This is a genomic window from Mesorhizobium sp. M0293 (genome assembly GCF_040321735.1).
Taxonomy (GTDB): Bacteria; Pseudomonadota; Alphaproteobacteria; order Rhizobiales; family Rhizobiaceae; genus Mesorhizobium.
In genome coordinates this window covers 1-17,461 of sequence record NZ_JAMYSA010000117.1, presented here as the reverse complement: position 1 = coordinate 17,461, position 17,461 = coordinate 1, and the positions used below count along the sequence as shown (strand labels likewise).

The window sequence follows — 17,461 nt, the reverse complement described above, 5'->3', positions numbered from 1 at the left end:
GCCGATCTCCCCCCTCGTGGGGGAGATGTCCGGCAGGACAGAGGGGGGCGCGAAGGATCGCCGGCGCCCCATTTCGCGTTCGCTCTGATAGGCCGCCGCCGCTCAGCGTCAACGCGCGCGGATGAACTCCGCGAAGGCCGCGACGGCATCATGCATCGCCAGCCGGTTTTCCGGCTCGGCCAAGACAGCCTCCACCTCCGCCGGCTTCTTGCCGAGCAGGGCAATCTCCAGCATATCGTCGCAAAGCGCGAACGACATGGTGCGCATGATCTCGGCCAGGGCGGCGCGGGCAAACTGCGAGCGTGGCGAGGCGTGCACCAGCATGGCGGGCTTGGCGACGGCGGCGTCGCGCGATACCAGCCAGTCGAGCCCGTTCTTCAGCCCGCCGGGTACGCCGTGAGCATATTCGGGACAGGAGATGATAACGCCGTCGGCACGGGTGACGGCGTCGATCAGTTCGGTGGCTTCGAGCGGCGTCCGCTCGCCCTCATCGTCGGGATTGAAGATCGGCAGATGGCCAAGCCCGTCATAGATGGCGATGCGACAGCCGGTCGGCGCATTGCGCGCAAGTGCCGCGATCAGGGCCGAATTGGTCGAGGCCGCCCGCAGGCTGCCGGAGATGGCGAGGATGTTCAGCAAGGCAGGAACCGGGTGGACGAATCGTCGTCCGAAAACCTACCACATCGTCTTCTTGTATTCCTCGTCGAGCCAGCGGTCGGTCGCCTCGGCCGAATCGGCAACTGCCAGCTGATCGCGCATGATCTGGCCGAGCGTCGGCAGCGTCGCGCGGTCGTACCAGGTTTCCGGCTTCCACAAATCCGAGCGCATGAAGGCTTTTGCGCAGTGCATGTAGGCGGCCTTGACGCTGACCACGACGACACTTTGCGGTTCCTTCCCGTCGATGGCAAGGCGCTCGCGAAGGCCCCCGTCGACGGTGATGCGGGCGTCGCCGTTGACGCGCAGTGTCTCGTTCATGCCGGGAATGAGGAAAAGCAGCCCGACCGAAGGATTGAGGAGGATGTTCTCCAGCGTGTCGAGCCGGTTGTTGCCGGGCCGGTCGGGGATGGCGATGGTGGTGTCGTCGAGCACGGCGGCGAAGCCAGGCTTGTCGCCCTTGGGCGTCACGTCGGCATTGCCGGCGCCGTCGGACGAACCGATCAGCACGAATGGGCTCTTGCCGATGAAGGAGCGGCAATGGCCGTCGAGCGCCTTCAATTCCTTGCGGATCGAGCCGTCGGTCGGCCGCGGCGTCTTGTAGATCGTTCTCAGTTCGTCGCGCGTGGTGACGAATTCCATCGCCCTCTCCCTATTTGCTGGTCTTGTCCTCGAGCGAATGGCGCAGGATCAGCGGCATCTGGCTGAAGGTGAACAGAAGCGTGATCGGCATGATGCCCCAGACCTTGAAGGTTACCCAGGCGTCGGTGGAAAAATTCCGCCACACCACTTCATTGGCAAGGGCCAGGAACAGGAAGAACAGGCCCCAGCGGAAGGTCAGCTTGCGCCAGCCTTCGGCATCGAGGCTGAAGGCCGAATCGAAGACATAGCCAAGCAGCGACTTGCCGAAATAAAGGCCGCCGAGCAGCACGCCGCCGAACAGCGTGTTCACGATGGTCGGCTTCATCTTGATGAAGATGTCGTCCTGCAGATAGAGCGTCAGCGCGCCGAAGATGAAGACGACGACGCCAGACACCATCGGCATGATCGGCAAGGTGCGCATCAGCAGCCATGAGGCGATCAGTGCGATGGCCGTGGCGGCCATGAACAGGCCCGTGGCGACGAAGATCGGCCCGCCGAACTCGGCCAGAGCAGGGAATTTCTGCACCAGCCATTGGCCGCGCGCATTGGCGAAGAAGAACACCATCAACGGCCCCAGTTCCAGCACCAGCTTGAGCAGCGGATTGACGCCTTCCTTCTTTTGTTTTTGCGGGTCGGAGGGGTCGCGTTCGAGAATGGGTGGGTTCATGGAATCTCTTTCTTACGCATGATCTGATCCAAAAAGTCTGCAACTTTTTGGGACATGCTTGCTACGCTACTCCAGCGATCGCCCTGGCGAATTCGCTTGCTGAAAAAGGTTCGAGATCGTCGACCTGCTCGCCGACGCCGATGAAATAGACCGGCAGTTTGTGCTTTGCCGCGATCGCCACCAGAATACCGCCGCGTGCCGTGCCGTCCAGCTTGGTCATCACTAGGCCGTTGACGCCGGCGACATTGCGGAAGATCTCGACCTGGTTGAGCGCGTTCTGGCCGGTGGTGGCGTCGACCGTCTGCAAAACGGTATGCGGTGCTTCCGGATCGAGCTTGCCGAGCACGCGGACGATCTTTTCGAGTTCCGCCATCAGTTCGGTCTTGTTTTGCAGGCGGCCGGCGGTATCGATGATCAGCACGTCGGAGCCGGCTTCTTTTGCTCGTTCGAAAGCGTCGTAGGCCAACCCTGCGGCATCGGCGCCGATCTTGGAGGCGATGACCGGCGATTTCGTCCGCTCGCCCCAGATCTTGAGCTGCTCAATCGCGGCGGCGCGGAACGTGTCGCCGGCGGCGAGCATCACCGACAGGCCGCCATCGGTGAGCTTGGCTGCGAGCTTGCCGATGGTCGTGGTCTTGCCGGTGCCGTTGACGCCAACGACCAGGATGACATGCGGCTTGTGGGACAGGTCCAGCTCCAGCGGCATGGCGACATGGGTCAGCACCTTTTCCACTTCAGCCGCCATGATGGCGCGCACTTCGGTGTCGGAGACATCCTTGCCGTAGCGGCTGGCGGCCAGTGCATCGGTGACGCGCAAGGCGGTCTCCATGCCGAGATCGGCACGGATCAGCACATCCTCCAGATCCTGCAGCGTCTCTTCGTCCAGCTTGCGCTTGGTGAAGACGCCGGCAATGTTGCCGGTCAGTTCCTTGGACGAACGGGCAAGCCCGTCCTTCATGCGCTGGAACCATGAACGCCTCGGTGCCGGTTCCGGCGCTTTCTGCGGCTCGGCCTTCTGCTCGACCTTCTTGCTGACGGTCACCTTGCCGGGGGCGGGAACGGGTTTTGGCGCAGGTTGCGGGACGGCCTGCGGTTCGGGCGCGATCTCGGCTATGACCGGCTGCGATTCGATCGGCGCAGGCTGGCGAATGGGAGGCGCGATTTCGGCCGGTGGGGCTTCGGGCGGCGTGCCCTCTACCTCCCCCTCGATGGGGGAGGTCCCGAGCGCAGTTCGGCGGTGCGCGACCTCGGCGCTGTCATCCCACCCCGCCGCCTCGCGTCGACCCTCCCCATCGAGGTGAGGGTGGGGCGTCGGCGCGGCCTCAAGCTCTGGTGCAATCTCGGCGAGGATCGGCTGGGTTTCGACCGCCGGAGGCTGGCGAATAGGGGCTGGGATTTCCGCCGATGGAATCTCGGGCTCCGGCTTTGCTGGTGGAACCTCGACCGGCGGGACCGGCACTTCGACCGGGGCCGGTTCCGGTTGCCTTTCCGGGCGCGACGGAACGATCTCCGGCTCGGTCGGCGCGGGTGGCGGCACCTCTTGCGGCTGCGGTTTGGGAGCGGGCTCCGGAACGGCGGGAGGCGTTGGTATTTCCTCGGGCGCCGGCGGCTCAGCAGGCGTCTCAGGCGCGGGTTGCTCTTCCGGCTCGGGCTCCGGCAGGGGTTCCGGCGCGGGCGGAACTATCGGCTCCGGTGCTGGCGGAATCGTCGGTGCCGGCTCGGGCTTTGGCTGTTCCGGCGCCGGTTCCGGCGCAGGAACCACCTCCGGCTCGACTGTCGGCGTCGGTGCGGTTTCCGCCTCGGGCTCCAGCTCGTCGCGCTTCAGAAACTCCGGAACGACCTGCTCGGCCGCCGGCTTCAGGGTATCGAGCGCTTCCCATTTGATCGGCGGCAGCGGGGCGGTCTCGTCGATCCGCTCCTCGACCACCTCTTTCTTGCCGAACGAAAATATCTTCTTGAAAAAACCAGCCATGCTTTGCGTTTCTCAGGCCGCGCGAGCGGCAAGGGGGGTCGCGATCAGCCGGGCGCCGTCATGGCCGGTGATGTCAGCCTCGACGATCTCGCCCGGCGCGCCCGTGCCGAGTGCGGCAAGCGTAAACCCTTCGGTGCGGCCGAGGCCGTCGCGCTCGATCAGGATCGACTGACGGGTTCCAGTGAGCGACGACAGATGCCTGATATACGCGGCTTCACCGGCGATGCGCAGCCGGGCGGCGCGCTGCTTGACCAATTCGCGGCGGAGCTGCGGCATGCGCGCGGCAGGCGTGCCTTCGCGGGGACTGAACGGGAAGACGTGGAGATGGGTCAGACCACACTCCTCGACGATTTTTTCCGAGTTCTCGAACATCTCGTCGGTTTCGGTCGGGAAGCCAGCGATGATGTCGGCGCCGAAGACGATGCCGGGGCGAAGCCTGCGCACATCCTCGCAGAAGCGGATCGACTGATCGCGCAGATGGCGGCGCTTCATGCGCTTCAGGATCATGTCGTCACCCGACTGCAGCGACAGATGCAGATGCGGCATCAGCCTGGGCTCGGTGGCGATGGCGTCGAGCAGATCTTCGTCGGCTTCGATCGAATCGATCGAGGACAGCCGCAGGCGCTTCATGTCGGGCACTTGCTTGAGGATGGTTTTTACCAGCCTGCCGAGCTTCGGGGCGCCCGGCAGGTCGGCGCCAAAACTGGTCATGTCGACACCGGTCAGCACGATCTCGGCATAGCCGTTTCCGGCGAGCCGCTTGACCTGCTCGACCACGGCGCCCATCGGCACCGAGCGTGAATTGCCGCGGCCGTAAGGGATGATACAGAAGGTGCAGCGGTGGTCGCAGCCGTTCTGCACCTGCACGAAGGCGCGTGCCCGGCCCTCGATGGCGTCGACCATGTGGCCCGCGGTTTCGCGCACCGAAAAGATGTCGTTGACGCGCGCCTTTTCGGTGTCGTTGACGCCGAAATCCGGCAGCGCGCGATAGGAGTTCGCCTTCAGCTTCTCCTCATTGCCAAGCACGAGATCGACCTCGTCCATGGTCGCGAATTTTTCAGGCTCGGTCTGCGCGGCGCAGCCGGTGACGATGATACGGGCTTGCGGGTTGTCGCGGCGCGTCTTGCGGATCGCCTGTTTGGCCTGGCGCACCGCTTCGCCGGTGACAGCGCAGGTGTTGAAGATCACGGCGCCGCCTTCCAGCGCGCCGAGGCCGGCGGTTTCAGCCTCGCGTCGCATCACCTCGGACTCATAGGTGTTCAGCCGGCAGCCAAAAGTCACCACATCGATGCCCTTGGACACCGGGCTCTTGGACAGAGCGGACATCAGGCCGCGCTTTCGGTGTCGCGGGCCCACGTTCCGGTCGACGGATCGAAGCTGCCGGAAAATTCCCATTCGGCGGCGCCGGTGAGGATGACGTGGTCATCGTCGCGCCATTCGACGTGCAGCGTGCCGCCGCCGGGGGTCAGCAGGCTGACGCTGCGACCGGTCCGGTTGGTGCGGGCGGCTGCGACCACGGCGGCGCAGGAGGCCGAGCCGCAGGCCTTGGTCAGGCCTGCGCCACGCTCCCAGGTGCGGATGACCATGGTCTCGGGCGAGGTGACCTGAGCGATGGTGATGTTGGCGCGTTCGGGGAACATTGGGTGGTTCTCGAGCAGCGGGCCGAAGCGGTCGAGCTCATAGGACCAGACGTCGCGGTCGACCCAGAAGATGGCGTGCGGGTTGCCCATCGAGACGACCGAGGGCGAATGCAGCACCGGCGCGTCGATCGGGCCGATCTGCAGCTCGATCATGCGGGTGTCGTGGAATTCCTCGGCCAGCGGAATGTCCTGCCAGCCGAAACGCGGCGTGCCCATGTCGACCGAGATCGACCCGTCGGCATGTTCGCGCGCATTGAGGATGCCGGCGACGGTCTCGAAGGTGAAGGTCTTCTGGCCGGTCTCGGCGGCGAGCGCCTGGACGACGCAGCGCATGCCATTGCCGCAGGCCTGCGCACTGGTTCCGTCGGAATTCAATATGTCGATGAAAAAGGCGGTACCCGGCGTCCTGGCGTCGTGGATCGCCATGATCTGGTCAAACCTTGTCGCGGCATCGGCGTTCAGCGCGATTGCCGCAGCCGCTGTCACCCGATCGGCACGGCTACGCATGTCGGCAACGATGATCTCGTTGCCAATGCCGTTCATCTTGGCGAAAGGGGCAGTGCTGGCCATTGCTCCGAAAATTCCGTGTCCGATTGGCGCTATATGGCGGAAACGGTCAGGAATTACCAGTGCAGAGCCGCTTTACGTCACCGCGAAAATGCCCAGTACCATCAGCAGGAAGATGATCAGAACGATGCCGATGAGGATGCGCGCACCGGTGGCAGCAGCACCGGCCAGCGCCGGCATGCCGAGCAAGCTCGCCGCCGCGGCGATGATCAGCAAAATGATGATCCATTTGAGCATGGGAATGCCTCGCAAACCGACACGTTTTAAAACCGTATGAAAACGCGACTGCCGCGCTTGGGTTCCCGTCGGCTTGTGAGGCCAGATTCACGGCGAAACAGCCGGCGATCTCGATATCGGTGATGAAGGATGCCGTCTTGTTCGACCTCCTTCGGGCGAAACCGCCGACGTTGAGTTGGCCGTAGCGAGCAGCATTGCCGCTCAAGGCACGGCCCAGACTTCGCCGGGCCGCAAGGCGCGAAAGCGCTCTTGTGGGATGCCTTGATCCTCGAGCGCCTCGGTCAATTTTCGTGCCGGCTCGTCGATCGGTTCGTCGGTGAGTTGGAAGGTGCCCCAATGGCAGCCGGCGGCATAGGCGGCGTTGCACAGTGTCATGCCTTGCGCAGCCTCCCCAGGGTTTTGGTGCTGCGGCGCCATGAACCAGCGCGGCTCATAGGCGCCGATCGGCAGGATGGCGAAGCGGAAGCCACCATGTTTCTCAGCCATCAGCCGGTAGTTGATGCCATCATGGAAGCCGGTGTCCCCGGCGAAATAGAGCTTGCTGTCAGGCGTTTCGATGACGAAGCCGGCCCACAGCGCCATGCGCTGGTCGCGGGCGCCACGCGCCGACCAGTGGTGCACCGGCTCGACATGGACCGCGACGCCGTTGCCGACCTCGACCCTATCGCCCCAATCATGCGCCGACAGCCGCATGCCGGGGATAGCATTGCCGATGACGGCATCGTTGCCGAGCGGGGTGAGCACCAGCGGGTCGTGACCGGCTTTCAGCCGCTTCAGCGTGGCGAGGTCGAGATGGTCATAATGGTTGTGGCTGATCAGGACGAGGTCGATCGGTGGCAGGTCGGCGAAGGCGATGCCTGGCGGATTGATGCGTTTTGGTCCGGCGAAGGAAAGCGGTGACGCGCGCTGCGACCAGACCGGGTCGGTGAGGATGTTCAGGCCGGCCGTCTGGACCAGCAAGGTGGAATGGCCGACCATCGTCACATCAAGCGCGGCGCCTTCGACCTTCGCGGACGGCTTTGCCTGTGGAAAGGGGCTTGGATTCGCCGCCGGCCATTTCGAGCGCTTGCCATTCAACTGCCATTTCAGCAGGTCGGCGAAACGGCCGGGCGGCTGGCCGCCGGGATTGAAGAACAATGTGCCGTCGAAATGATCGCTGGGCGGGCCGCTGTAATAGCGATTGGCGGCTCTCTTTCTCGCGGCCAATTTTGCGGCTCCAGCAGGTTTCGTCTTCCTGACATAGGCGCTATGCCTGCTTGCGCAAGCATTTGACCGCCGAATGCCAGGACGGGACGGTGTCGACTGGATCTCAGGGCGACGCGCGACAGGCCGCCCATTGCTCATCGCGATTGCGATAAATTTGCAACAAATCTTGCCGCAAACCGTATTTTAACCATATCGGGTTGAAATTTCGCCACCTTCTCCATCTTGGTGGGGGTGAGATTGTGCGGACGGCTTCCCCCAAGCCGGATCCGACGGAGGTTGGAATGACTTTTTCGAAAACCGGTCTGGTGGCCGTATCGCTGGCCGCGCTCGTTGCGAGCGGCTGTTCGACCTCGCGCTTCTCGTCGATGGATGACCAGCAGCCGGCACCGCTGGAGGCCGCGCCCGCCGGCAAGGTGACCGCGAACCAGCTGCCGCCGCCGGCGTCGCCCGGAACCACGGACCCGTCGCAATTCCCGACCGCGCCGGCGAATACGCAAGTTGCCTCGCTGCCGCCGGACGGTACGGCGCCCGCCGGAGCCTCGGACCTCAACGCCGCCAGCGTCGCTGGTGTCTGGAACGCCAGCGTTTCGGGCCAGAGCTGCAAGGTGGCGACGCCGCAGACCAAGTTCGGCGCCGGCTTCCGCGCCGGGCCGCTGCATTGCCCGGCACCGATCGACGGCATCAAGTCGTGGAACGTCGCCGGCAAGCAACTGACGCTTTATGACGAGAATGGCGGCGCGCTGGCGCGGCTCTATTCCTCGGGCGGCTCGAAATTCGACGGCCAGACGTCCAACGGCCAGCCGATTTCGCTTACAAGATAGGCTTGGTATCCTTTTATTTTTTGGTTTTACGCAATTCCGGATGGAAACCGCTACACACATTTCCTGGAATTGCTTCGGAACGACGTGACCGATGCATCTGCGTGACGGCCTCCAGACCCATGCGACCGTCAGGCAGCGCTACGACCATCTGGTGGAAACCGGTGCGATCGGCCGCGATCCGGCGCAGGAGCGGATCGCTGCTGCGCTCGACCGGCTGACCGACGAGATTTCGGCCAAGCGGCTGGCACAAAAGTCCAGTGCCCTGGGCTGGCTGTTTGCCCGCAGGCGCGAGACGCATGAGGCCGTCAAAGGCCTCTACATCCATGGCGGCGTCGGCCGCGGCAAGACCATGCTGATGGACATGTTCTTCGACCTGCTGCCGGTGCGGCGCAAGCGCCGCGTCCATTTCAACGACTTCATGGCCGACGTGCAGGACCGTATCCAGAAGCACCGGCAGGCGCGCAAGAATGGGGACGTCAGGGAAGGCGATCCGATCCCGCCCGTGGCCAAGGCGCTTGCCGATCAGGCCTGGGTGCTGTGCTTCGATGAGTTCTCGGTTACCGACATTGCCGATGCTATGATCCTGTCGCGGCTGTTTTCGGCGCTGTTTGCCAGCGGCGTGGTGCTGGTCGCCACCTCGAACGTGGCGCCGGAAGATCTTTATAGAGATGGGCTGAACCGCCAGCTTTTCCTGCCGTTCATCGGCATTCTGCAGCGGCATGCACAGGTGCTCTCGCTCGACGCTGACAAGGACTATCGGCTGGAAAAGCTCGTCCGCACGCCGGTCTATGTCACGCCGGTCGATGCGGCAGCCGACCAGATACTCGACGAAGCCTGGCAAGCCATGACGCGTGGCGTGCCGGAGGCCCAGGCCTCGTTGACCCTCAAAGGCCGACAAGTGGCGGTGCCGCGTGCGGCCGGCGATGCGGCGCGGTTCTCCTTCAGCGATCTCTGTGAAAAGCCGCTCGGCGCGCGCGATTTCCTGGCGATCGCCGGTCGCTTTTCGACCATCTTCATCGACCACGTCCCGGTGCTCGGCGAAGGCAAACGCAACGAGGCTAAGCGTTTTATCCTTCTGATCGACACGCTCTACGACCATCATGTGCGGCTGGTGGTGAGCGCCGAAGCACCGCCGCCGCAGCTTTATGTGGCCAAACGCGGCGTTGAGGTCTTCGAATTCGAGCGCACGGCATCGCGCCTGATCGAGATGCAAAGCCGCGACTGGCTGGAGGATTGGGCGGAGCGGCGGAAGGTGAAGACGACGCCAGAAGCGCAGCAGGCGCAGGCGTAGGCGTAGGCTCAGAGACGTAGGTTCCCCTCTTGCATCGTTGACGGTTGGCGAAACCGGCGCGACGATTGATCCCTCCTCGAGGGGGAGATGGCCGGCAGGCCAGAGGGGGTTGGTTCGACCGGGCGCGGTACAGATGGCGCCAGCGCTCCACGCGCGACGACCCCCTCTGTCGCCATTGGCGACATCTCCCCCTCAAGGGGGGAGATTTGGTGCCAGCATCACAAGGGCGTCATCACCCGGGTGTGGCCTTACGATCTCCATCCTCATTGTGTAAATTCTCCTAAGTCGGCTTATAAATTTTGACGTTTACGTAAATCCCAAATACTCTAACCGATTGAAAATGCTCACTCCGAAATAATCGTTTGAATTTATATCGCGCCAAGGCTATTGGATGCGGCGAAATCTCGCGGGTCCCCGCAGCATTCCGGCCTCTTCCTCGACTTCGTCAACCAAGTCGTCTGAGATTTGGGCGTCGTCACAGACAAAGGGAAAATCTCCTCACATGGCACGCAACAAGATAGCGCTCATCGGCTCCGGCATGATCGGCGGCACGCTCGCCCACATGATCGGCCTCAAGGACCTCGGCGACGTGGTGCTGTTCGATATTGCCGAGGGTATCCCGCAAGGCAAGGGGCTCGATATCGCGCAGTCGTCGCCGGTCGATGGCTTCGACAGCCGGCTCACCGGCGTCAACGACTATGCCGGCATCGAGGGTGCCGATGTCTGCATCGTCACCGCCGGCGTACCGCGCAAGCCCGGCATGAGCCGCGACGATCTTTTGGGCATCAACCTCAAGGTCATGGAACAGGTCGGCGCCGGGCTGAAGAAATACGCACCGAAGGCCTTCGTCATCTGCATCACCAACCCGCTCGACGCCATGGTCTGGGCGCTGCAGAAGTTTTCGGGCCTGCCGAAGAGCCATGTCGTCGGCATGGCCGGCGTGCTCGACAGCGCGCGCTTCCGCTATTTCCTGGCCGAGGAATTCAAGGTCTCGGTCGAGGACGTCACCGCCTTCGTGCTTGGCGGCCACGGCGATTCCATGGTGCCGATGATCCGCTATTCAACGGTTTCCGGCATTCCGCTGCCCGACCTCGTCAAGATGGGCTGGACCTCGAAGGAAAAGCTCGATCAGATCGTGCAGCGCACCCGCGACGGCGGCGCCGAGATCGTCGGCCTGCTCAAGACCGGCTCGGCCTATTACGCACCGGCGGCCTCGGCGATCTCGATGGCCGAAGCCTATCTCAAGGACAAGAAGCGTGTGCTGCCGTGCGCCGCGTATCTGTCCGGCCAGTATGGCGTCAAGAACACCTATGTCGGCGTTCCCGTTGTGATCGGCGCCGGCGGCGTCGAGCGCATCATCGAGATCGAGCTCAACAAGAGCGAGCAGAAGATGTTCGACAGTTCGGTGGCGACGGTGCAGGGCCTGACCGAGGCCTGCGTCAAGATCGCCCCGCAACTCGCCGCCAAGTAACCCGGAGAGAATCCAGATGAACATCCATGAGTATCAGGGCAAGGCGCTGCTGAAGTCTTTCGGGGCGCCGGTGGCCGAAGGCGTGCCGGTGTTCAAGGCGAGCGAGGCGGAAGCCGCAGCCAAGGCACTGCCGGGTCCCCTCTATGTGGTGAAGAGCCAGATCCATGCCGGCGGCCGCGGCAAGGGCAAATTCAAGGAGCTTGGCCCGGACGCCAAGGGCGGTGTGCGGCTGGCCAAGTCGGTGGCCGACGTCGTCGCCAACGCCAATGAGATGCTCGGGCACACGCTGGTGACCAAGCAGACCGGCCCGGCTGGCAAGCAGGTCAACCGCCTCTACATCGAGGACGGCGCCGACATCGAACGCGAGCTTTATCTGTCGATCCTGGTCGACCGCTCGGTCGGCCGCGTCGCCTTCGTCGTCTCGACCGAAGGCGGCATGGACATCGAGGCGGTCGCCCACGACACGCCGGAAAAGATCATCACTGTCGCCATCGATCCGGAAAAGGGCGTCACATCGGCCGATCTGAAGGCGCTCAACGGCGCGCTGAAGCTCGACGGCGACGCGGCCAAGGATGGCGATACGCTGTTCCCGATCCTCTACAAGGCCTTCGTCGAGAAGGACATGAGCCTGCTCGAGGTCAACCCGCTGATCGTCATGAAGAACGGCCGGCTGCGCGTGCTCGACGCCAAGGTGTCGTTCGACAACAACGCGCTGTTCCGCCACCCGGACGTTCTCGAACTGCGCGATACCACCGAAGAGGACGAGAAGGAGATCGAGGCGTCGAAATACGACCTCGCCTATGTCGCGCTCGACGGCAATATCGGCTGCATGGTCAACGGCGCCGGCCTTGCCATGGCGACGATGGACATCATCAAGCTCTATGGTGCCGAGCCAGCCAACTTCCTCGATGTCGGCGGCGGCGCGTCGAAGGAGAAGGTGACGGCGGCGTTTAAGATCATCACCAAGGATCCGGCGGTCAAGGGTATCCTGATCAACATCTTCGGCGGCATCATGAAGTGCGACATCATTGCCGAGGGCGTCATTGCCGCGGTCAAGGAAGTCGGCCTGGAAGTGCCGCTGGTGGTACGCCTGGAAGGCACCAATGCCGAACTCGGCAAAAAGATCATCAACGACAGCGGCCTCAACGTAGTGTCGGCCGATGACCTCGACGACGCAGCCAAGAAGATCGTGGCGGCGGTGAAGGGCTGATCTGGTGCCTCCGCACAAGATAAACCTGGTCGAGGCGGCGGATCAAAAGATCAAAAAGGTCTTCGATCCGCATATCGCCGGCGACGTCAACGATGCCCAGGTCAAGATCGCCAAGTTCGGCGATGTCTTCGACTGGCACGCGCATGACAATGAGGACGAAGCCTTCCTCGTGCTGCGCGGGCGCATCGCTATCGATTTTCGCGACGGCACGGTGGAACTCTCCAGCGGCGAGTTCATCGTCGTGCCGCGCGCCGTCGAGCATCGGCCGCGCTCGCTCAGCGAAGAACCTGTCGTGCTGATGTTCGAGCCGGCGACCACGCTCAACACCGGCAACGCCAAGAGCGACCTCACAGTCGCCGATCTGAAGCGGCTGTAGGGAATTTGTGGATGTCACACAATTGCTATGTGGCATCCACAGGAGAAAGAGAAATGAAGAACATCACTCTGGCGGTCGAAGACCATGTTTTGGAGCAGGTCAAACTGGCCGCTGTTGAACAGCGAACGACCGTCAACGCCATGGTGCAGGAGTTTTTCGCGACGGTGGCCGAGCGGCGCGCCAAGGACGAGGCCAGGCTGGCCTTGTTGAAGCTTGCCCGCGAGGCGGCAGGCGACGTGGACGGCAAGAATTGGAACCGGGAAGCTCTCTATGATCGCTGAAGGCTTCCTCGAAACGAAAGTTCTCGTCTATACCGCAATCGGACACAAATCCGAGCGCGTGGACGGCGCAATCATTGCCGCCGCCGAGCGCCTTGGCGTCAAGACACTTTACACCGAAGACCTCAACCACGGGCAGGCTTACGGCTCAGTGGTCGCCATCAACCCCTTCCGCACTCACTGATCAGGTCGCAAAAAATGTCCATTCTCGTCGACAAGAACACCAAGGTGCTGGTGCAGGGCCTGACCGGCAAGACCGGCACGTTCCACACCGACCAGGCGCTGGCCTATCACGGCACCAAAATGATCGGCGGCATCCATCCCAAAAAAGGCGGCGAGACTTGGACCGGCTCCAAGGGCGAGAGCCTGCCGATCTTCGCCACCGTCGCCGAGGGCAAGGAAAAGACCGGCGCCAATGCCTCCGTTGTCTATGTGCCGCCGGCGGGTGCGGCTGAGGCGATCCTGGAGGCGATCGAGGCCGAGATCCCGCTGATCATCTGCATCACCGAAGGCATACCGGTGATGGACATGATCAGGGTCAAAGCCCGGCTCGACCGCTCGACCTCGCGGCTGATCGGCCCGAACTGCCCGGGTGTGCTCACGCCCAACGAATGCAAGATCGGCATCATGCCCGGAAACATCTTCCGCAAGGGCTCGGTCGGCGTTGTTTCGCGCTCGGGAACGCTTACCTATGAGGCAGTGTTCCAGACCACCAATGTCGGCCTCGGCCAGACCACCGCCGTCGGCATTGGCGGCGACCCCGTCAAGGGCACCGAGTTCATCGACGTACTCGAGATGTTCCTCGCCGACGACGAGACCAAGTCGATCATCATGATCGGCGAGATCGGCGGTTCGGCAGAGGAAGACGCCGCGCAGTTCCTCAAGGACGAAGCCAAGCGTGGCCGCAAGAAGCCGATGGCCGGCTTCATCGCCGGGCGCACGGCGCCGGCCGGCCGCACCATGGGTCATGCGGGCGCGGTCATCTCCGGCGGCAAGGGCGGCGCCGAGGACAAGATCGCGGCGATGGAATCGGCCGGAATAAAGGTATCGCCCTCGCCGGCAAGGCTGGGTACGACCCTGGTCGAGGCGATCAAGGGGTAAGGGAATAGGGGAGTAAGGGAGTAGGGCAGTAGGGAAAAGATCGGCGGCAAAAATGCCCTACTCCCTTACTGCCTTATTCCCCTACTCCCCTCCAACTAAGGAGACGGAGCAAAGGCTCCGACAGTGACATGGCAAGACAAGATCAGGCCAACGACCAGTTTTCGCTCACCTCTTTCCTCTATGGCGGCAATGCCGATTATATCGACGCGCTTTATGCCGCCTATGAGGACGATCCAGCCTCGGTCAATCCCGAATGGCAGGAATTCTTCGCCGGGCTGAAGGACGATGCCGGCGATGTGCGCAAGAATGCCAAGGGCGCCTCATGGGCGAAGCCCTCCTGGCCGCTGCAGGCCAATGGCGAACTGGTGTCGGCGCTCGACGGCAATTGGGGTATCGTCGAGAAGACGATCGAAAAGAAGGTCAAGGACAAGGCGGTCACCAACGGTGTCGTCCTTTCCGACGCCGATGTGCACCAGGCGACGCGCGATTCCGTGCGCGCCATCATGATGATCCGCGCCTACCGCATGCGCGGCCATCTGCATGCCAATCTCGACCCGCTCGGCATCGCCAAGCCGCTCGAGGACTACAACGAACTGTCGCCGGAAAATTACGGTTTCACCGAAGCCGATTATGACCGACCGATCTTCCTCGACAATGTGCTCGGGCTCGAATTCGGCAGCATCCGGCAGATGCTGGAAATCCTCACCCGCACCTATTGCTCGACGCTCGGCGTCGAGTTCATGCATATTTCCGATCCCGAGGAAAAGGCCTGGATTCAGGCGCGCATCGAGGGCGCCGACAAGGAGATCTCCTTCACCGCCACCGGCAAGAAGGCGATCCTGCAGAAGCTGGTCGAATCCGAAGGTTTCGAACAGTTCATCGACGTCAAGTACAAGGGCACCAAGCGTTTCGGCCTCGACGGCAGTGAAGCACTGATCCCGGCGCTGGAGCAGATCATCAAGCGCGGCGGCCAGCTCGGCATGAAGGAAATCGTGCTCGGCATGGCGCATCGCGGCCGGCTGAACGTGCTCTCCCAGGTGATGGCCAAGCCGCACCGCGCCATCTTCCACGAGTTCAAGGGCGGCTCGGCTGCGCCCGACGAAGTCGAGGGTTCGGGCGACGTCAAGTACCATCTCGGCGCCTCGTCGGACCGCGAGTTCGATGGCAACAAGGTGCATCTGTCCTTGACTGCCAATCCCTCGCATCTGGAAATCGTCGATCCGGTGGTGATGGGCAAGGCGCGCGCCAAGCAGGATTATCTGTTCGGCCGCAGCCGCGAAGAAATCGTGCCGCTGGAAGAGCGCGCCAAGGTGCTACCGCTCTTGCTGCATGGCGACGCCGCCTTCGCCGGCCAGGGCGTGATCGCCGAAATCCTCGGCCTGTCCGGCCTGCGCGGCCACCGCGTCGCCGGCACGCTGCATTTCATCATCAACAACCAGATCGGCTTCACCACCAATCCGCGCTTCTCGCGCTCGTCACCCTATCCGTCCGATGTGGCCAAGATGATCGAGGCACCGATCTTCCACGTCAATGGCGACGACCCGGAAGCCGTGGTGCACGCCACCAAGGTGGCGATCGAATTCCGCATGAAGTTCCACAAGCCTGTTGTGGTGGACATGTTCTGCTACCGCCGCTTCGGCCACAATGAGGGCGACGAACCGGCCTTCACCCAGCCGATCATGTACCGCAACATCCGCACCCACAAGACGACGGTGCAGATCTATGGCGACCGGCTGATCGCCGAGGGCCACATCACCCAGGCCGAACTCGACCAGCTCAAGGCCGACTGGCGCGCGCATCTGGAATCCGAGTGGGAAGTCGGCCAGCATTACAAGCCCAACAAGGCCGACTGGCTCGACGGCGCCTGGTCGGGCCTGCGCACGGCCGACAACCAGGACGAACAGCGGCGCGGCAAGACCGCCGTGCCGGTCAAGACGCTGAAGGAAATCGGCAAGAAGCTGACCGAGGTGCCGAAGGATTTCGAAGCGCACAAGACGATCATCCGCTTCCTCGAGAATCGCCGCCAGGCGATCGAATCCGGCGAAGGCATCGACTGGTCGACGGCCGAGGCGCTGGCCTTCGGCGCCATCCTGCTCGACGGCAATCCGATCCGGCTGTCGGGACAGGATTCCGAACGCGGCACCTTCTCGCAGCGTCATTCCGTGCTCTACGACCAGCGCGACGAGACCCGCTACATCCCGCTCAACAATCTGTCGGCCGCACAGGCCGGCTACGAAGTCATCAACTCGATGCTGTCGGAAGAGGCGGTGCTCGGCTTCGAATATGGCTACAGCCTGGCCGAGCCGAAGGCTCTGACATTGTGGGAAGCGCAGTTCGGCGACTTCGCCAACGGTGCCCAGGTGGTGTTCGACCAGTTCATCTCGTCGGGCGAACGCAAGTGGCTCAGAATGTCGGGCCTCGTCTGCCTGTTGCCGCATGGCTATGAAGGCCAGGGTCCGGAACACTCCTCGGCCCGGCTCGAGCGCTTCCTGCAGCTTTGCGCCGAAGACAATATGCAAGTCGCCAACTGCACGACGCCTGCCAACTACTTCCACATCCTGCGCCGGCAGCTGAAGCGCGATTTCCGCAAGCCGCTGATCCTGATGACGCCGAAGTCGCTGCTGCGCCACAAGCGGGCGGTGTCGACGCTGCCGGAAATTTCGGGCGAAAGCTCGTTCCACCGGCTGCTGTGGGATGATGCCCAGCTGCTGTCCAACCAGGCGATCAAGCTCACCAAGGATTCCAAGATCCGCCGCGTCGTGCTGTGCTCGGGCAAGGTCTATTACGACCTCTATGAGGAGCGCGAGAAGCGCGGCATCAACGACATCTATCTGCTGCGCGTCGAACAGCTCTATCCGTTCCCGGCCAAGGCGCTGATCACCGAACTATCGCGCTTCCGCAATGCCGAGATGGTCTGGTGCCAGGAGGAGCCCAAGAACATGGGCGCCTGGTCGTTCATCGACCCGTATCTGGAATGGGTGCTGGCGCATATCGATGCCAAGCATCAGCGGGTGCGCTACACCGGCCGTCCGGCCGCCGCCTCGCCGGCGACCGGACTGATGTCGAAGCATCTCGCCCAGCTCGCCGCCTTGCTCGAAGACGCGCTTGGTGAATAGAACAGAGCGCCCCAATAGAATTGGGCTGACAAAACAGAACCCGACAAGAAACGGACAGGCACAATGGCTACCGAAATCCGCGTTCCCACTCTCGGCGAATCCGTCACCGAAGCGACCATCGGCAAATGGTTCAAGACGGGCGGCGATGCGATTGCCGCCGACGAGCCGCTGGTCGAGCTCGAGACCGACAAAGTGACGGTGGAAGTGCCCGC

18 protein-coding genes are annotated in these 17,461 nt (G+C 63.0%); 10 read left to right on the top strand and 8 right to left on the bottom strand.

The window, feature by feature from the left end; translation table 11 throughout:
• Positions 1-108: 108 nt before the first annotated feature.
• The 8 genes from NKJ06_RS29220 to NKJ06_RS29185 all read right to left on the bottom strand — a co-directional run bounded on the left by NKJ06_RS29220 (position 109) and on the right by NKJ06_RS29185 (position 7,585).
• Entirely contained in the window at positions 109-639 is a 531-nt protein-coding gene (locus NKJ06_RS29220) for an NADPH-dependent FMN reductase (RefSeq protein ID WP_352630737.1), read from the bottom strand.
• Between the two features lie 36 nt (positions 640-675).
• Positions 676-1,296, bottom strand: coding sequence for a pyridoxamine 5'-phosphate oxidase family protein (locus tag NKJ06_RS29215; protein WP_352630739.1), 621 nt, complete (start codon positions 1,294-1,296; stop codon positions 676-678).
• A gap of 10 nt (positions 1,297-1,306) precedes the next feature.
• Positions 1,307-1,963, bottom strand: a complete 657-nt coding sequence (locus tag NKJ06_RS29210; RefSeq protein WP_352630741.1) for a septation protein A — start codon at positions 1,961-1,963, stop codon at positions 1,307-1,309.
• Positions 1,964-2,024: 61 nt separating this feature from the next.
• Entirely contained in the window at positions 2,025-3,935 is a 1,911-nt protein-coding gene (ftsY, locus tag NKJ06_RS29205; RefSeq protein WP_352630743.1) for a signal recognition particle-docking protein FtsY, read from the bottom strand.
• Between the two features lie 12 nt (positions 3,936-3,947).
• Entirely contained in the window at positions 3,948-5,261 is a 1,314-nt protein-coding gene (mtaB, locus tag NKJ06_RS29200; protein ID WP_352630745.1) for a tRNA (N(6)-L-threonylcarbamoyladenosine(37)-C(2))-methylthiotransferase MtaB, read from the bottom strand.
• On the bottom strand, positions 5,261-6,145 hold the full coding sequence (dapF, locus tag NKJ06_RS29195) for a diaminopimelate epimerase (RefSeq protein ID WP_352630747.1): 885 nt from the start codon (positions 6,143-6,145) through the stop codon (positions 5,261-5,263). The genes mtaB and dapF overlap by 1 nt, the downstream gene beginning before the upstream one ends.
• Positions 6,146-6,217: 72 nt before the next feature.
• Positions 6,218-6,379 carry a DUF1328 domain-containing protein gene (locus tag NKJ06_RS29190; RefSeq protein WP_352630749.1) on the bottom strand — a complete coding sequence of 54 codons (162 nt, stop codon included), beginning with the start codon at positions 6,377-6,379 and terminating at the stop codon, positions 6,218-6,220.
• Positions 6,380-6,580: 201 nt separating this feature from the next.
• A complete protein-coding gene (locus NKJ06_RS29185; RefSeq protein WP_352630752.1) occupies positions 6,581-7,585 on the bottom strand; it encodes an MBL fold metallo-hydrolase in 1,005 nt (334 codons plus the stop codon).
• Positions 7,586-7,866: 281 nt separating this feature from the next.
• Here NKJ06_RS29185 and NKJ06_RS29180 point away from each other — a divergent pair, with 281 nt between their 5' ends.
• The 10 genes from NKJ06_RS29180 to NKJ06_RS29135 form a co-directional block, all read left to right on the top strand.
• Positions 7,867-8,406 (top strand): protease inhibitor Inh/omp19 family protein, encoded by a 540-nt coding sequence (locus NKJ06_RS29180; RefSeq protein WP_352630754.1) that lies wholly within the window; start codon positions 7,867-7,869, stop codon positions 8,404-8,406.
• A gap of 91 nt (positions 8,407-8,497) precedes the next feature.
• Positions 8,498-9,697 (top strand): cell division protein ZapE, encoded by a 1,200-nt coding sequence (gene zapE / locus NKJ06_RS29175; protein WP_352630756.1) that lies wholly within the window; start codon positions 8,498-8,500, stop codon positions 9,695-9,697.
• Between the two features lie 502 nt (positions 9,698-10,199).
• On the top strand, positions 10,200-11,168 hold the full coding sequence (mdh, locus tag NKJ06_RS29170; protein ID WP_352630757.1) for a malate dehydrogenase: 969 nt from the start codon (positions 10,200-10,202) through the stop codon (positions 11,166-11,168).
• Between the two features lie 16 nt (positions 11,169-11,184).
• Positions 11,185-12,378, top strand: a complete 1,194-nt coding sequence (gene sucC / locus NKJ06_RS29165; protein ID WP_352630759.1) for an ADP-forming succinate--CoA ligase subunit beta — start codon at positions 11,185-11,187, stop codon at positions 12,376-12,378.
• 4 nt (positions 12,379-12,382) lie between these two features.
• A complete protein-coding gene (locus tag NKJ06_RS29160) occupies positions 12,383-12,754 on the top strand; it encodes a cupin domain-containing protein (RefSeq protein WP_352630762.1) in 372 nt (123 codons plus the stop codon).
• Positions 12,755-12,807: 53 nt separating this feature from the next.
• Positions 12,808-13,035 (top strand): hypothetical protein, encoded by a 228-nt coding sequence (locus NKJ06_RS29155; protein WP_352630764.1) that lies wholly within the window; start codon positions 12,808-12,810, stop codon positions 13,033-13,035.
• Entirely contained in the window at positions 13,025-13,216 is a 192-nt protein-coding gene (locus NKJ06_RS29150) for a hypothetical protein (RefSeq protein ID WP_352630766.1), read from the top strand. Before NKJ06_RS29155 ends, NKJ06_RS29150 begins: the two co-directional genes overlap by 11 nt.
• A 14-nt stretch (positions 13,217-13,230) precedes the next feature.
• Positions 13,231-14,133: a succinate--CoA ligase subunit alpha gene (gene sucD, locus NKJ06_RS29145; protein ID WP_352630767.1), complete on the top strand. Its 903-nt coding sequence runs from the start codon at positions 13,231-13,233 to the stop codon at positions 14,131-14,133.
• Positions 14,134-14,261: 128 nt separating this feature from the next.
• Entirely contained in the window at positions 14,262-17,249 is a 2,988-nt protein-coding gene (locus tag NKJ06_RS29140; protein ID WP_352630768.1) for a 2-oxoglutarate dehydrogenase E1 component, read from the top strand.
• A 63-nt stretch (positions 17,250-17,312) separates the two neighbouring features.
• The coding region (locus tag NKJ06_RS29135) for a biotin/lipoyl-containing protein (RefSeq protein WP_352811591.1) at positions 17,313-17,461 on the top strand (149 nt) is incomplete at its 3' end.

Excerpts from the sequence above, each read along its gene's own strand:
- NKJ06_RS29215 (WP_352630739.1), bottom strand. The coding sequence starts at position 1,296 with ATGGAATTCGTCACCACGCGCGACGAACTGAGAACGATCTACAAGACG.
- NKJ06_RS29210 (WP_352630741.1), bottom strand. The coding sequence starts at position 1,963 with ATGAACCCACCCATTCTCGAACGCGACCCCTCCGACCCGCAAAAACAA.
- ftsY (WP_352630743.1), bottom strand. The coding sequence starts at position 3,935 with ATGGCTGGTTTTTTCAAGAAGATATTTTCGTTCGGCAAGAAAGAGGTG.
- mtaB (WP_352630745.1), bottom strand. The coding sequence starts at position 5,261 with ATGTCCGCTCTGTCCAAGAGCCCGGTGTCCAAGGGCATCGATGTGGTG.
- dapF (WP_352630747.1), bottom strand. The coding sequence starts at position 6,145 with ATGGCCAGCACTGCCCCTTTCGCCAAGATGAACGGCATTGGCAACGAG.
- NKJ06_RS29190 (WP_352630749.1), bottom strand. The coding sequence starts at position 6,379 with ATGCTCAAATGGATCATCATTTTGCTGATCATCGCCGCGGCGGCGAGC.
- NKJ06_RS29180 (WP_352630754.1), top strand. The coding sequence starts at position 7,867 with ATGACTTTTTCGAAAACCGGTCTGGTGGCCGTATCGCTGGCCGCGCTC.
- zapE (WP_352630756.1), top strand. The coding sequence starts at position 8,498 with ATGCATCTGCGTGACGGCCTCCAGACCCATGCGACCGTCAGGCAGCGC.
- mdh (WP_352630757.1), top strand. The coding sequence starts at position 10,200 with ATGGCACGCAACAAGATAGCGCTCATCGGCTCCGGCATGATCGGCGGC.
- sucC (WP_352630759.1), top strand. The coding sequence starts at position 11,185 with ATGAACATCCATGAGTATCAGGGCAAGGCGCTGCTGAAGTCTTTCGGG.
- NKJ06_RS29155 (WP_352630764.1), top strand. The coding sequence starts at position 12,808 with ATGAAGAACATCACTCTGGCGGTCGAAGACCATGTTTTGGAGCAGGTC.
- NKJ06_RS29150 (WP_352630766.1), top strand. The coding sequence starts at position 13,025 with ATGATCGCTGAAGGCTTCCTCGAAACGAAAGTTCTCGTCTATACCGCA.
- sucD (WP_352630767.1), top strand. The coding sequence starts at position 13,231 with ATGTCCATTCTCGTCGACAAGAACACCAAGGTGCTGGTGCAGGGCCTG.
- NKJ06_RS29140 (WP_352630768.1), top strand. The coding sequence starts at position 14,262 with ATGGCAAGACAAGATCAGGCCAACGACCAGTTTTCGCTCACCTCTTTC.